The 14623-nt window shown below is 53.0% G+C and carries 17 protein-coding genes; 8 read left to right on the top strand and 9 right to left on the bottom strand.

Annotation, left to right across the window (positions count from 1 at the left end; all coding sequences use genetic code 11):
• The first annotated feature begins 254 nt into the window (after positions 1 to 254).
• Both ahpC and ahpF read left to right on the top strand, forming a co-directional pair.
• Complete coding sequence (gene ahpC / locus FOY96_RS15830; protein WP_008501015.1) at positions 255 to 818, top strand: alkyl hydroperoxide reductase subunit C; 564 nt, start codon at positions 255 to 257, stop codon at positions 816 to 818.
• Positions 819 to 946: 128 nt separating this feature from the next.
• The gene (gene ahpF, locus FOY96_RS15825) at positions 947 to 2512 is read left to right on the top strand and encodes an alkyl hydroperoxide reductase subunit F (RefSeq protein ID WP_058841803.1); all 1566 of its coding nucleotides are present in this window, start codon (positions 947 to 949) and stop codon (positions 2510 to 2512) included.
• 60 nt (positions 2513 to 2572) lie between these two features.
• Here ahpF and uspG read toward each other — a convergent pair whose 3' ends face one another.
• Positions 2573 to 3001, bottom strand: a complete 429-nt coding sequence (gene uspG / locus FOY96_RS15820) for a universal stress protein UspG (RefSeq protein WP_023310731.1) — start codon at positions 2999 to 3001, stop codon at positions 2573 to 2575.
• 180 nt (positions 3002 to 3181) lie between these two features.
• Between uspG and FOY96_RS15815 the strand changes: the two genes are divergently transcribed.
• Positions 3182 to 4420, top strand: a complete 1239-nt coding sequence (locus FOY96_RS15815; protein WP_032661072.1) for a zinc-dependent alcohol dehydrogenase — start codon at positions 3182 to 3184, stop codon at positions 4418 to 4420.
• A gap of 8 nt (positions 4421 to 4428) precedes the next feature.
• On the opposite strand, the gene yldA is transcribed toward FOY96_RS15815, so the two are convergent.
• Positions 4429 to 4518, bottom strand: coding sequence for a small membrane protein YldA (gene yldA, locus FOY96_RS23280; RefSeq protein ID WP_023310733.1), 90 nt, complete (start codon positions 4516 to 4518; stop codon positions 4429 to 4431).
• A 137-nt stretch (positions 4519 to 4655) separates the two neighbouring features.
• A complete protein-coding gene (rnk, locus tag FOY96_RS15810; RefSeq protein WP_023310734.1) occupies positions 4656 to 5066 on the bottom strand; it encodes a nucleoside diphosphate kinase regulator in 411 nt (136 codons plus the stop codon).
• A gap of 267 nt (positions 5067 to 5333) precedes the next feature.
• Between rnk and FOY96_RS15805 the strand changes: the two genes are divergently transcribed.
• Complete coding sequence (locus FOY96_RS15805; RefSeq protein WP_143347392.1) at positions 5334 to 5951, top strand: flavin reductase family protein; 618 nt, start codon at positions 5334 to 5336, stop codon at positions 5949 to 5951.
• On the opposite strand, the gene rna is transcribed toward FOY96_RS15805, so the two are convergent.
• Both rna and dcuC read right to left on the bottom strand, forming a co-directional pair.
• A complete protein-coding gene (rna, locus tag FOY96_RS15800; RefSeq protein WP_400457684.1) occupies positions 5945 to 6718 on the bottom strand; it encodes a ribonuclease I in 774 nt (257 codons plus the stop codon). The two genes, FOY96_RS15805 and rna, sit on opposite strands and share 7 nt — an antisense overlap.
• A gap of 129 nt (positions 6719 to 6847) precedes the next feature.
• Entirely contained in the window at positions 6848 to 8215 is a 1368-nt protein-coding gene (dcuC, locus tag FOY96_RS15795) for an anaerobic C4-dicarboxylate transporter DcuC (RefSeq protein ID WP_045887729.1), read from the bottom strand.
• A gap of 392 nt (positions 8216 to 8607) precedes the next feature.
• Here dcuC and pagP point away from each other — a divergent pair, with 392 nt between their 5' ends.
• A complete protein-coding gene (gene pagP, locus FOY96_RS15790) occupies positions 8608 to 9225 on the top strand; it encodes a lipid IV(A) palmitoyltransferase PagP (protein WP_045142917.1) in 618 nt (205 codons plus the stop codon).
• 190 nt (positions 9226 to 9415) lie between these two features.
• The gene (gene cspE / locus FOY96_RS15785) at positions 9416 to 9625 is read left to right on the top strand and encodes a transcription antiterminator/RNA stability regulator CspE (protein ID WP_002439184.1); all 210 of its coding nucleotides are present in this window, start codon (positions 9416 to 9418) and stop codon (positions 9623 to 9625) included.
• 219 nt (positions 9626 to 9844) lie between these two features.
• On the opposite strand, the gene crcB is transcribed toward cspE, so the two are convergent.
• On the bottom strand, positions 9845 to 10228 hold the full coding sequence (gene crcB, locus FOY96_RS15780) for a fluoride efflux transporter CrcB (RefSeq protein ID WP_047061340.1): 384 nt from the start codon (positions 10226 to 10228) through the stop codon (positions 9845 to 9847).
• Positions 10229 to 10295: 67 nt separating this feature from the next.
• On the opposite strand from crcB, the gene FOY96_RS15775 reads away from it, so the two are divergent.
• Both FOY96_RS15775 and tatE read left to right on the top strand, forming a co-directional pair.
• Positions 10296 to 11084: a deaminated glutathione amidase gene (locus FOY96_RS15775; protein WP_143347390.1), complete on the top strand. Its 789-nt coding sequence runs from the start codon at positions 10296 to 10298 to the stop codon at positions 11082 to 11084.
• Positions 11085 to 11209: 125 nt separating this feature from the next.
• Positions 11210 to 11413, top strand: coding sequence for a twin-arginine translocase subunit TatE (gene tatE, locus FOY96_RS15770; RefSeq protein ID WP_023310742.1), 204 nt, complete (start codon positions 11210 to 11212; stop codon positions 11411 to 11413).
• Between the two features lie 81 nt (positions 11414 to 11494).
• Here tatE and lipA read toward each other — a convergent pair whose 3' ends face one another.
• The 3 genes from lipA to lipB all read right to left on the bottom strand — a co-directional run bounded on the left by lipA (position 11495) and on the right by lipB (position 14554).
• Entirely contained in the window at positions 11495 to 12460 is a 966-nt protein-coding gene (gene lipA / locus FOY96_RS15765; RefSeq protein WP_013097595.1) for a lipoyl synthase, read from the bottom strand.
• A gap of 207 nt (positions 12461 to 12667) precedes the next feature.
• Complete coding sequence (locus tag FOY96_RS15755) at positions 12668 to 13621, bottom strand: YbeF family transcriptional regulator (RefSeq protein WP_143347389.1); 954 nt, start codon at positions 13619 to 13621, stop codon at positions 12668 to 12670.
• A 291-nt stretch (positions 13622 to 13912) separates the two neighbouring features.
• A complete protein-coding gene (gene lipB / locus FOY96_RS15750; protein WP_033144925.1) occupies positions 13913 to 14554 on the bottom strand; it encodes a lipoyl(octanoyl) transferase LipB in 642 nt (213 codons plus the stop codon).
• Positions 14555 to 14623 lie beyond the last annotated feature (69 nt).

Below are 14623 nucleotides of genomic sequence, written 5' to 3'. Positions count from 1 at the left end.
CTTGATATAAAGGGTTGTAGAGCGCAACGCAACGCCAGTCTCGGCTGGCACTGAATGTACCTGCGGGGAATTCAGGTATCAGGGCCGCCCGTTGAGGCGGCCTTTTTACTTTCAGGCTTTCCTGTAAAAGGTTCACCTTGTTGTCTTGTCGACGTTGTAAGGTTTGGCTGATTGATTTGATAAAGCATACGCATTAGCCCCGATGAATAAAGTTGGTTACCTTACACCTCAACGAAAACACGGAGGAAGTACAGATGTCTTTGATTAACACCAAAATTAAACCTTTCAAAAACCAGGCGTTCAAAAACGGTGAGTTCATCGAAGTTACCGAGAAAGATACCGAAGGCCGCTGGAGCGTCTTCTTCTTCTATCCGGCTGACTTTACCTTCGTTTGCCCGACTGAACTGGGTGACGTTGCAGACCATTACGACGAACTGCAGAAGCTGGGCGTAGACGTTTACTCTGTCTCTACCGATACCCACTTCACCCACAAAGCATGGCACAGCAGCTCCGAAACCATCGCGAAAATCAAATACGCGATGATCGGCGACCCGACTGGCGCCCTGACCCGTAACTTCGACAACATGCGTGAAGATGAAGGCCTGGCTGACCGCGCCACCTTCGTTGTTGACCCGCAGGGCATTATCCAGGCTATCGAAGTTACCGCTGAAGGTATCGGCCGTGATGCTTCTGACCTGCTGCGTAAAGTGAAAGCCGCTCAGTACGTGGCTTCTCACCCAGGCGAAGTGTGCCCGGCGAAATGGAAAGAAGGCGAAGCGACGCTGGCTCCATCCTTAGATCTGGTTGGTAAAATCTAAGTTTTGCCCATTCGGTAATCAATGGGCGCACCCCGCGCCCATTTCATTCCAGCACCATGATGCAAGTTGCATTCAGGCCGCCCGTATAAGGCAGCTTGCATGATGACGTCTTAAGAGAGGGAAGAACAATGCTCGACACTAACATGAAAACCCAGCTCAAGGCCTACCTTGAGAAACTGACCAAACCCGTTGAGCTGATTGCCACGCTGGACGACAGCGCCAAATCGGCAGAGATCAAGGAACTGCTGGCGGAGATCGCCGAGCTGTCGCCGAAAGTGACCTTCAAAGAAGACAACGCGCTGCCGGTCCGTAAGCCCTCTTTCCTGATTACCAACCCAGGATCCGACCAGGGACCGCGCTTTGCCGGCTCGCCGCTGGGTCACGAATTTACCTCACTGGTGCTGGCGCTGCTGTGGACCGGTGGTCATCCGTCAAAAGAAGCGCAGGCGCTGCTGGAGCAGATCCGCGATATCGACGGTGATTTCGAATTTGAAACCTATTACTCGCTCTCCTGCCACAACTGCCCGGACGTGGTGCAGGCGCTGAACCTCATGTCGGTTCTGAACCCGCGCATCAAGCACACGGCGATTGACGGCGGTACCTTCCAGAATGAAATCACCGATCGCAACGTGATGGGCGTTCCGGCGGTCTACATGAACGGCAAAGAGTTCGGCCAGGGCCGCATGACGCTGACTGAAATCGTTGCCAAAGTGGATACCGGTGCTGAAAAACGTGCGGCGGAAGAGCTGAACAAACGCGATGCTTACGACGTGCTTATCGTCGGTTCCGGCCCTGCGGGCGCGGCGGCAGCGGTGTACTCCGCGCGTAAAGGTATTCGTACCGGCCTGATGGGCGAACGCTTCGGCGGCCAGGTGCTCGATACCGTGGACATCGAAAACTACATCTCCGTGCCGAAGACCGAAGGCCAGAAGCTGGCGGGGGCGCTGAAGGCGCACGTCAGCGACTATGACGTAGACGTGATCGACAGCCAGAGCGCCAGCAAGCTGGTTCCGGCAGCGGTCGAGGGTGGTTTACACCAGATTGAAACCGCGTCCGGCGCGGTGCTGAAAGCGCGCAGCATTATCATTGCCACCGGCGCGAAATGGCGCAACATGAACGTTCCGGGCGAAGATCAGTACCGTACCAAAGGCGTGACCTACTGTCCGCACTGCGACGGCCCGCTGTTTAAAGGTAAACGCGTGGCGGTGATCGGCGGCGGTAACTCCGGCGTTGAAGCGGCTATCGACCTGGCGGGGATTGTTGAGCACGTTACCCTTCTGGAGTTCGCTCCAGAGATGAAGGCCGACCAGGTTCTGCAGGATAAAGTTCGCAGCCTGAAAAACGTCGACATCGTACTGAACGCGCAGACCACGGAAGTGAAGGGCGACGGCAGCAAAGTGACCGGCCTGGAATACCGCGACCGCGTGAGCGGCGACGTGCACAGCGTTCAGCTGTCAGGGATCTTCGTGCAGATTGGTCTGCTGCCAAATACCACCTGGCTGGAAGGCGCGATTGAGCGCAACCGCATGGGCGAAATCATCATCGATGCGAAATGTGAAACCAGCGTGAAAGGCGTGTTTGCGGCGGGCGACTGCACCACCGTGCCGTACAAACAGATCATTATCGCCACGGGCGAAGGGGCGAAGGCGTCTCTGAGTTCCTTTGACTATCTGATTCGCACCAAAACCGCATAACAGAAGAAAGTAAGGCTACACCTGCAATAGCGAGAGGCCACCGGAAGGTGGCCTCTTTTTTTATCTTACGACCATCACCGGTATATGGGTGTGGCGGATCACGCTGGAGGCGTTAGAGCCCAGCAGATGCGTGGTAATGGATGGGTTGCGCGAACCGATGACCACCACGTCTGCTTTCAGTTCGTTCGCCAGTTCGTTTACCGCATCGCGAACGCTGCCGAATCTGACGTGCGTTTTGATGCGCGAAGGGTCGATGCTGAAGTGGCTGACCATGGTTTGCAGGCGAGTTTCCGCTTCATGCTGCAAATGCTCCTCGAAGCGACGCACGTCGGCGGCAAAGCGGTGCAGGCTCAGGCTGGCGGAGCCCGGCAGTACGTGTAAAAGATGGATAACACCGTCCTGCTGCGCCAGGAACTCCGCATGGCGTACGGCTTTGTCGCTCAGCTCCATCTCAAAAACATCAACCGGCATAATGATTCTCTGATACATACCCGTTTCTCCTTGTTTATAAACGCTGAACTCATTCAACCATAAAATAGATATGGTTTCTGTAAGCGCCCCGTCAGTTTTCTTAAGTTGCCAGGATAAATCTCAAAAGGCCCGTATTCCGGGGCAGACCCTCAGGGGTAGCTACCCTTATACACTTACCTGGAACCTTTCGGAGGTCGCATGAAAGCACTTACGTATCACGGTCCGCACCATGTACGCGTCGAGAATGTCCCCGATCCCATCATCGAACAGCCCGACGATATCATTCTGCGCGTCACGGCCACGGCTATCTGCGGCTCCGATTTGCATCTCTATCGCGGAAAGATCCCGAAGGTGCAGCACGGCGATATTTTTGGCCATGAGTTTATGGGGGAAATCGTCGAGTGCGGCGCAGAGGTGAAGAATTTGCAAAAAGGGGATCGGGTGGTGATCCCCTTTGTCATTGCCTGTGGGGACTGTTTCTTCTGTCGGTTGCAGCAATACGCGGCCTGTGAGAATACCAATGCCGGGCAGGGCGCCGCGCTGAACAAAAAGCAAATTCCCGCCCCGGCCGCGCTGTTTGGCTATAGCCATCTCTACGGCGGCGTGCCGGGGGGACAGGCGGAATATGTCCGCGTGCCAAAAGGCAACGTCGGGCCGTTTAAGGTCCCGCAACTCCTCTCTGATGATAAGGCACTGTTCCTGTCCGATATTTTGCCAACGGCCTGGCAGGCGGCAAAAAATGCGCAGATTGAAAAAGGCTCAAGCGTTGCGGTTTTCGGCGCCGGGCCGGTGGGGCTACTGACCATTGCCTGCGCGCGGCTGTTAGGGGCCGAGCAGATCTTTGTTATCGATCACCACCCGTACCGTTTGCGATTTGCCGAGGCGCGTTACGGCGCAATCCCCATCAACTTTGATGACGATAACGACGCAGCGGAAAAAATCATCGAGCAGACCGCTGGCCAGCGCGGCGTTGACGCCGTGATTGATGCGGTAGGGTTCGAAGCGAAAGGCAGCACCACGGAAACGATCCTCAGCAATCTTAAAATTGAAGGCAGCAGCGGCAAAGCGCTGCGGCAGTGCATTGCTGCCGTTCGACGCGGTGGCGTGGTTAGCGTACCCGGCGTGTACGCCGGATTTATTCATGGCTTCCTGTTTGGCGATGCCTTTGATAAGGGGCTGACGTTTAAGATGGGCCAAACGCACGTCCATGCCTGGCTGGGTGAGCTGCTGCCGCTGATCGAAAAAGGGCTGCTTACCCCGGAAGAGATCGTGACCCATTATCTTCCCCTTGCCGATGCGGAACGCGCCTATAAGGTATTCGAAAAACGGGAGGAGGAGTGCCGGAAGGTGATTCTGGTCCCTGGCGCAGAAACGCCCGAGGCCGCAGAGCAGAAAGTTAAGGGCCTGGTGAATGCTTTCCCCGGTGGGGTTGCATGAATACTCGCCTAGCTGTGGCGTTCAAGATAAAGCACGGCCAAGACGATAATCGCCGCAATAATCAGAAAAATAAGTGTGATAGCCAGTATCTCACTCATGACCGTCCCCACGGCACCAAAACAGATTAAGCGTGGATTAAGGGCTTTTTGCGCGATATAAGAAAATGGGGTGAATTTACGGAAAGAGGATGCAGCCGCATCCTCTGTGCAAAGCGGGGGCGCTTGTTCAGAAGTGGTTAACGCAGGTAATCGCCCGCGGCTTCTGGCTGGTAGAGCAACGCCAGCACTTCAAGATGGGCAGAGGCGCCGCCCGGCAATTCCCAGTGGATGGTATCGCCCGTGCGCAGGCCCAGCAGTGCGGCACCCACAGGCGCAAGAACAGAAAGCTGTGCGCTGCTGTCGGTCATCTGAGCCGGGTAAACCAGCGTGCGGGTCAGCTCTTCACCGGTGGTCAGGTTGCGGAATTTTACCTGGCTGTTCATGGTGACCACGTCATGCGGCATCGTCTCAGGCGTGCACATCTGCGCCCGGTCGAGCTCCTCATTCAGGGCGTCGGCCACGGGAAGTGAGGCAAACTCCGCTTTTTCCAGCAGCCTGTCGATACGTTCTGCGTCGAGCTCGTTGATGATAATTGTAGGTCTGGACATTTTTACTCCATGTCGTTAATGCTGCGCGTAACGCAGAAACCAATCCAAAAGAAAACCCTCGCCGTCTGGCAGCGAGGGTTTAACTCTCCCGATGATACTGGCTGAGCGCGCAAGTTTGAAGTGATGAAGGTCACATTCATGGTCCATATGAATTTTCGCTGAAATTTATTCAGTCTTCATTCCGGGCGGAATACGTTACGCTGAGTGTCCTGAACCCGGGCTTTGCGCGAAGCGCTATTCGCGTCAGCCCACCAACGAGAGAGAACTATGTACTTCTACCAACCGTCTCAGGGGCACGGCCTGCCGCACGATCCGCTGAACGCCATTATTGGTCCACGTCCGATCGGCTGGATCTCCTCATGCGACAAGGCCGGTCAGCTCAACCTCGCACCGTATAGCTTCTTTAACTGCTTTAACTATCGCCCGCCGATCATCGGCTTTTCCAGCAACGGCTGGAAGGACAGCGTGCGTAATATTACCGAAACAAAGGAGTTTGTCTGGAACCTGGCGACGCGCGATCTCGCGCAAGCGATGAACCAAACCTCTGCGATGCTTCCGCACGATCGGGATGAATTCAGCTTTGCCGGGCTAACACCAGCGGCGAGTCAGCTGGTCAAAGCGCCCCGCGTCGCCGAAAGCCCGGTGAACTTTGAGTGCCGCCTGTCGCAGTGCATTCAGCTTACCGGTGCTGACGGCACACCGGTCGATACGTGGCTGGTGCTGGGGGAGGTGGTCGGTATCCATATCGCCGAAACGCTGCTGGAAGAGGGGATTTACCAGACGGCGAAAGCGCAGCCCATCCTGCGTGCGGGTGGGCCGACGGCGTATTATGGCATCAGTGACGACAACCGGTTTGATATGGTGCGTCCGGGCGCGGATCAGTAGCCGGCTTTATCAATCACGAACTGTTTTCCGCAGTTACCCGGATGTGGCTGCGGGGCAAATGACGCCGCAGAAAGCGGGTTGTTAATGGTGTCCGCCTTCAGCGAAACCTGCATCTCGGTCAGATACGCCGGATTGCCGTTGCAGGTGAGCTTAATCGCTTTGATGTTTTCTTTTCCCCAGCTTTTGGCAACGGCACCGTCAAAGTCGCTGCGATTGACGGTTTTCCCGTAATTATCGGCGAGGAATTTACCGACCGCGCTGTCTTTAACTTCCTGATTCATCCGCACCATCGTGCCGAAATAGGCATCCGGATCGAAACCAAAGCAGACGCCATGTTTGGCATATTCATAACGTTCCAGGCAGGAATTACCGCCCGCGCCCGGCATCACGTCGTTGAGCTTTGCGGCTGCGGAAAGCGACAGTCCGGTTTCGGCGGCATCGCATTTGCGGCTGGCCTTCACTTCCGGCATGTTCGGAATGGGGCGCGTGGCGCAGCCAAAACGCATCCACCGACGTTCATCCACGCCGCGGGCGGCAATGGATTTTGGCAGGCCAGGCCATAGCCCGTGGACGGTCAGAAAATCGGCTTTATTATCGCGCTCTTTTTGCAGGCGACATTCGTCAGGTTCATTGCGGTTGCGTTCGACCATGCTCTGGCAAAACCCGGTTTGCCAGGACAGAGCCAGCACATAGCGATCGAAATCGCCATACTGTGTTGCCTTCAGCGGTTCCGCCTGTGCGGAGAAGAGACAGAGAGCAAGCGCCATTGCGCCAGACGGGATGACGATATCCTTCCTGAACATATGATTTCCTGATCGAATGAGCACGATTAATTTCTGGAAGTTATTAAAGCACAAAAAGCGCCCGCAGGCGCTTTTTGGATATCCCTATTTAGCTTAGGCCGCGCCGGGTACCAGCACTTCCGTGGCGATAATCACGATAATCAGACCAACTATAACGGGCACCGAGGTGCGTTTGACGACTTCGAATGGCGAGATTTTCGCCATCCCGGCAACGGCGACGACCACACCCGACACCGGCGAAATGGTACGGCCCAGGTTTGACGCCTGCAGCATGGGAATGGAAAGGTAGGCCGGGTTAATACCGGAGGAGTGAGCCAGTTTCGGGATCATCTCAACGAAAGCGTAGAAAGGCGCATTACCGGAACCGGTGGTCATCGCCGCCAGCATGGTGAGCACCACCAGAACCAGCATCAGGATAATACTGGCGGAGCCGAACGAGGTGGCGATAGAAATCAGGCTCTGGATAAAGCCGATCGTGCTCAGACCCTGGGCAAAAACGCCCGCTGCAACCAGCAGGATCACCACGCCAGCGAAGGCATCCGCCATACCGCGATACGCAACTTCCAGACCCGAGAAGACTTTTTGCGTGTTAAAACCGCGCACAAACTCCAGCACGGCGGCCAGCAGCATGCAGATGACCAGAATGGTGATGATGTGCAGCTGTGGACCCCATTTTCCGTCAAAAATCAGCACTCCGACGATCGGGGTGAAGGGCAGAATGGCATAGAACGCGGGAGCGGTCGTGGTGATTTCACTCACGTCCATCATTTCATGGCTGATGTTTTCTTTCTTATCGAGATAGCGCTGCCAGAAGAAATGCGCGATCCCCATGCCCATGATGGCAACAATTGAGATCGGTAACGTGGTTTTAAAGGCGAAGTCGATGAGTGACATCTCCGCCGCCTTTGCCGCCAGCACAACGTCGCCGGAGGTCGGGGAGAGAATAATCGCTGCCGGAGACGCGCAAATTGCCGCGGCCGCGCCACGGCTGATACCGACGTTCACCATGACCGGGAACAGCGTCGCCATGAGCAGTACGCCAAGCCCGGTAGCCGACGAAACGGCCAGTGACATCAGGCAGGCGAGGAAATAGGCGGCGACCATTAGCAGATACGGCGAGTTGATGTATTGCAGGGGTTTAGAGGCAAGCTTAACGACCATGTCGTTGGCGCCAATATGGGTCATGTAGGCTGCAAAACCGCACAGCATCATGATCATCATGCCCAGATCGCCGCCGCGGCTCATGAGCAATATTTTAATGTATTCAACAATATCTGTAGCCGTGTAACCGGTGCTGGTCGCGCTGGCAGGTAACACCTGGTGCCCCATTATTGCGCTGATAATCAGCAGCGTTAGACCGCCGACAAATAATACGCCCGTGGCCGAGTAGCCTTTAATGATGTAGCGTGCGACGCCGACAATGACGACGACTCCAATAAGGAGTTCGAATAACGTAAGCATGATTTCCCCTGTATCTCTGCTGCAATGGAGCACAAAAAATCAAAAAAAAGAAGGATGAAAATGTGCCGAATAATTGGCCTGTTCTTGCTGATTAAAATCAATAAACAGACGACTAAAGAACAGAACAACCGTCTTTTTGCCATGGCCCATACATTTATGTCATGAGGGTCTTGACCGTCAGAAATAGCGCAACATGTCCTAATAATGATAACAAATTGTTAATGTTTTGTGTGGTTTTACATATCACTGATTCAGAACATTAAATGGGTAAAGTCACACCCCTTGTGGGTTTATTTTGAACGCATCGCCGCCTTTCCTTAAGAATATTCCCGAAAAGAAGCTGAATAATTAGGAATAACGCCGATGTCGTTAAGCTTTGATTCAAGTACTTTATGGTAAACTTTGCCTCGAATACTAAGAATGGTAATTGCATTGTGATTGTACGTAATACATTTTTCTCTATTTTGTTGTTTATTTTTGGGCAGTTAACGTTTTGTTCTGTTGCACAGGCAGAAGGCAACGCGACGGATAAAGGCTGGTTCTCAACCTTTACGGATAATGTTTCCCAGACATGGACGGCACCTGAACATTATGATCTCTATGTCCCGGCAATAACGTGGCATGCGCGTTTTGCTTATGACAAAGAGAAAACCGATAAATACAACGAGCGTCCGTGGGGCGCGGGTTTTGGCCAGTCGCGCTGGGATGAAAAGGGAAACTGGCATGGCATCTATCTGATGGCCTTCAAAGACTCGTTTAATAAATGGGAGCCGATTGGTGGGTATGGCTGGGAAAAAACCTGGCGCCCCCTAGCGGACGAGAACTTCCACGTCGGTTTGGGCTATACCGCCGGGGTTACTGCACGTGATAACTGGAAATACATTCCAATCCCGGTGCTGCTGCCTTTAGCCTCTATTGGCTATGGCCCCGCAACGTTCCAGATGACCTACATTCCGGGTACGTACAACAACGGTAACGTTTACTTCGCCTGGATGCGTTTTCAGTTTTAACTGACAAAACGTTACATGCTGGTGAAAAAACGCGCAGACGTTGATTCATAAGCGATAAAAATCTGTCAGTGAAAATTAACGCGACTTTAGTCACTTTTTATCAAAGATCCGCTGGACAAAAGGTCCCACAATTGATGTACTGATAACCGACACAGCATTTGTGTCGTTTTTTAATGTAAAGGTAATTTTGATGTCTAAGATTAAAGGTAACGTTAAGTGGTTTAATGAGTCCAAAGGATTCGGTTTCATTACTCCTGAAGATGGCAGCAAAGACGTGTTCGTACACTTCTCTGCAATCCAGTCTAATGGTTTCAAAACTCTGGCTGAAGGTCAGCGTGTAGAGTTCGAAATCACTAACGGTGCCAAAGGCCCTTCTGCTGCTAACGTAATCGCTCTGTAATTCAGACGCGTCAGCAAGAATTTCAAAACCCGCTCACTGAGCGGGTTTTTTTCGTTTTGAATCAGCCAAGCAGATACATTTTCAGGAAGTTGGCAACGATCAGCACGCTCAACAACACCATTCCTGCGCTCATCAGACTCTGTTTCATTCTGTCACCCTCGTTCAGTACTGCATCCAGAGTGACAGAGAAAAATTAAGCCAACATTAACGGTTCGGCTGTTAATGCGCGCTTGCGGAAGAAAATAGCCAAAATGCGATCCCCGTCATCGCAAAGGAGCCGAGCATATTGATAGCCATATTCATCAGCGCCCAGCCGACACGGCCTTCCTGAAAGAGAAAAACCGTTTCCGCAGAAAAGGTTGAGAAGGTGGTCAAACCGCCGCAGAATCCGGTGGTAATCAATACTTTCCACATTGGGTCGATGTGCGTCATTCGGTTAAACCAGGCCAGCCCCATACCAATGATAAAGGCACCAATCAGGTTTGCGGCAAGTGTCCCCATAGGAATCGCCTGATGCAGGGGGTTAAACCGCATACTCAGAAACCATCGCGCAACGCTACCCGTTCCCCCACCAATAAAAACGGCTAAAAGTAGTTGTAACACGCTAAATACCTGCTATTTGATGTGTAAGAGTAGCGAGTTTAACGCCGTTTATGATGAGGGGACAAATATGTATGTAGCGGTAGGGCAATTTGTGGTCACGCCTGACTGGCATGAGAATGCGAGAACATGCGTCAACCTGATGATGCAGGCCCGGCAGAAAGGCGCGTCGCTGCTGGTTCTCCCCGAGGCGCTGCTGGCCAGAGATGATAACGACCCGGATTTATCCGTGAAGTCCGCGCAGCCGCTGGACGGTGAATTTGTGCAGCAGCTGCTTGACCAGAGCGCGGGCAATACGATGACTACGATCTTAACGATCCATGTTCCCTCCACGCCGGGTCGCGCGGTGAATACGCTCGTGGCGATTCGTGACGGGGCTATCGTGGCACGTTACGCCAAGCTTCACCTCTATGATGCGTTCAGCATCCAGGAGTCGCGACGCGTTGACCCCGGAGACAATATCCCACCGCTGCTGGAGATTGACGGATTTAAGATTGGACTGATGACCTGCTATGACCTGCGTTTTCCCGAGCTGGCGCTCCATCTGGCGCTGCAGGGGGCGGACGTACTGGTACTGCCTGCCGCGTGGGTCAAAGGGCAGTTAAAAGAGCATCACTGGGCAACGCTGCTTGCGGCACGCGCGCTGGATACAACCTGCTATGTCGTTGCCGCAGGGGAATGTGGCACGAAAAACATCGGGCAAAGCAGGGTGGTTGATCCGCTGGGGGTGACGATCGCCGCCGCCGCTGAAGCCCCGCATGTGCTGGTGGCGGAGATAAACTTAGAGAGAATTGCGCTTGCGCGTCAGCAATTACCCGTTCTTCGCAATCGTCGGTTTGCGCCACCGCAATTATTGTGATGTTTTTTTCAACAATACTTGATTCACCTTGTTACAGATTGCTATTGTGTGCACGCGCAAAATGACCGTTAATACAGTCAGGTTTTGGCGCTGAATGCAGCCTGTTTTAAGTAAAGAAGGTATCTATGGGTGAGATTAGTATTACCAAACTGCTGGTGGTTGCCGCACTGGTCGTCCTGCTGTTTGGTACCAAGAAGTTACGCACGCTGGGTGGTGACCTGGGGGCTGCCATCAAAGGCTTTAAGAAAGCGATGAACGATGATGATGCAGCGGCGAAGAAAAGCGCCGAGGATGACGTCCCGGCAGACAAGCTTTCTCACAAAGAGTGACAGCAACGCCTGAGTGCTTGCGAAAAAAAACCGGCTCATGAGGCCGGTTTTTTTGTATTACTGTAAATGAATATTACAGCATTATTTAACTTCTTCGCCTTTAGCCTGCATATCGGCATGGTATGAGGAGCGAACGAATGGGCCGCAGGCAGCGTGGGTGAAGCCCATCGCCATCGCTTCGGCTTTCATTTCATCGAACTCGTCCGGGCTCACGTAGCGCTGTACCGGCAGGTGGTGACGGCTTGGCTGCAGATACTGTCCCAGGGTCAGCATGGTCACACCGTGGCGGCGAAGATCGCGCATCACCTCGATGATTTCATCATTGGTTTCACCCAGGCCCACCATCAGACCAGACTTGGTCGGAATATGCGGATGCGCTTCTTTGAAACGCTCCAGCAGTTTCAGGGACCAGTTATAGTCAGCGCCCGGACGGACCTGACGGTAAAGACGCGGCACGTTCTCCAGGTTGTGGTTAAACACATCTGGCGGCGTCGCGGTCAGGATATCCAGCGCGCGGTCCATACGGCCGCGGAAGTCAGGCACCAGCGTCTCGATTTTGATGTTAGGGCTTTTCTCGCGAATGGCCGTAATACAGTCGGCGAAGTGCTGAGCACCACCATCACGCAGGTCGTCACGGTCAACGGATGTGATAACCACATAACGCAGCGCCATGTCAGCGATGGTCTGCGCTAGTTTCTGGGGTTCGTTAGCATCAGGCGCGACTGGACGGCCATGAGCAACATCGCAGAACGGGCAGCGGCGGGTACAGATAGCACCCAGAATCATAAACGTCGCGGTACCGTGATTGAAACATTCAGCAAGGTTCGGACAAGAGGCTTCTTCACACACGGAGTGAAGACCATTCTTGCGCATCGCCGCTTTGATCCCCTGGATACGCGAAGAGTCGGCCGGAAGTTTGATTTTCATCCATTCCGGTTTTCTTAACAGCGCCTCGCGCTCTGTAGCCACGTTTTTAACCGGGATAAGGGCCATTTTATCGGCATCGCGGTATTTAACACCGCGTTCCATCACAATGGGTTTACTCATAGCGTGCGTGTTCCAGTTGCGAATATCGAAGGAAAGCGTTCCAATTCAAGGGAATGTTGTATTTATCAACTATTTTTGAACGAACGACAGGCAGTATATCATTGAAACGGTCGTTAAAGCAGCCTGCCAGATCGCCAATTTGTAAAATAGTTGTTGTTTTGTGCCTTTTGCCCTGCGGGTTGCAGGGACTTGTGCTGGCTAAACCTGTCAGAAGGCCTGACGGATGATGCGGATGACGTTTTCCAGGACCGGATCGCGCAAACTCAGCTTGTTGTAATGCAGTGAAATCTCGATAGATTCCGCATTAAGCTGGCTGAGCGGGATGCTTTCCAGCGGCCAGCATTTTTGTAGCAGGCTGTACAGGCGTGATGGCATAACGCACAGCATATCGCTGCTGCCGATCAGGGATGCGGTGGTAAACATATTGTAACTGCTGAAGCTGATCTGGCGTTCCGGGAAAATTTCATCAATACGCTGACGAAGTGCATGATTAGATTGCCCTTCGGTCATGAAAGACGAGTGGTCGTAGTTGCGCAGGTTTTCGATGGTTAACGGCTGGCTAAGAGCAGGATGCTGCTGGCGGCAAACCAGCACCAGGTTATCCGCATAAAGCACATTTTGCCCCAGCGCTCTGGCACTGAAGCTGCCGCTTTCAATAATCAGGTCCGTCTGGAACTGGGCAAGCTGAATGTCAGGTTCATTGAGAGGCACATTGCGAAGCAGGAGCTGCGGAGCATGCTCTTTTACGGCCTGGAAGATCGCTGGCATCACCAGCACCCCGACAGAAGGGGAACAGCCGATGGTGATGGTTCGCTGCTTATCATAGCTCCCGGTTAAGTCCAGTGCGCCCAGAATCGACTCCAGCCCCTGGCTGATGTACTCGTGGAGATGCGTGGCGTAAGCCGTCGGCGTTACCCCCTGGCCCTTACGGATAAATAACGGGTCGGGAAATATAGCGCGTAGCTTTTGGATTGACTGGCTTATTGCTGATGGCGTGAGATTAAGAATTTTCGCAGCGTTAACGATACCCTTATGGACATATACCGCCTCAAAAATAGTCAGTAAATTGAGATCAATATTACGTAAAGTCCGAAAAATTTGCGGCTTGTCTTCGCCACCGGGTTCATTCAGTCGTTTGGCTGGTAAATTATTATACTCCACGCTTTCACTCCGTATACATTCACAATATGAATGATAGTTGAATTTATTTATTATGCTTGTAGAGATTCGTAAAGTGTTGGTTTTGTTTCACTTGTTTATCAATGGCAAACGGTTGTGTGATAATTGCTCACCTTACTTATGCCGTGTTTGCCATGCTTGCTGGAGGCTAAATAATATGTGGCGGTAATATTCGGGCGCTTCGAAAATATAGAATCTGTGGATTATTGTAAAGTGCAAAAGCTGTAAATAAACAGTGGCCCGCCAAATTATCGAGCCATGTTGTATGATGTATTAAGCAGGGATATATTCGTATGGGGGATTGTTAAGTAGCGCTAACATCTGCTTTAAAAGCACGGGACGAATATGTTCTGGCGTAGCGGTTTCAACCCACTGACGCATTTGCGTCATTTCCATGCCGGCGTAGCCGCAGGGGTTAATGCGCTGGAAAGGCGCAAGGTCCATATTAATATTCAAGGCCAGGCCATGGAATGAGCAGCCTTTACGAATACGCAGCCCCAGTGAGCAGATCTTCATTTCCCCAACGTAGACGCCCGGCGCATCGGCGCGCGGATGCGCGTCAATACCATATTCCGCCAGCGTGTTGACGACAGTTTGTTCCAGTAAGGTAACCAGTTCACGCACGCCCAGCTTTCTGCGCTTCAGATTGAGCAGGACGTACATCACCTGCTGACCGGGCCCATGATAAGTGACCTGACCGCCGCGATCGCTCTGAATAACCGGGATATCTCCCGTCATTAACAAATGCTCTGCTTTACCCGCCTGGCCCTGCGTAAATACCGGCAGGTGTTCGACCAGCCAGATCTCATCCGGGGTGCTGTCATCGCGTGAATCGGTGAAGTCATGCATAGCCTGGGAGACAGGCTCATAAGGTTGCAGCCCGAGGTGACGGACCAGAATTTTATCCTGATACAAAACTGCGTCTCCGAAGACGAGGGACAAAAGGTGTGGAGGAGTATATCACAGCGGGGGAGAGGGGTTACC

The sequence above is a fragment of the Enterobacter asburiae genome (genome assembly GCF_007035645.1).
GTDB classification, from domain to species: Bacteria; Pseudomonadota; Gammaproteobacteria; order Enterobacterales; family Enterobacteriaceae; genus Enterobacter; species Enterobacter asburiae_B.
This window is presented reverse-complemented; position numbering and strand designations above follow the sequence as displayed.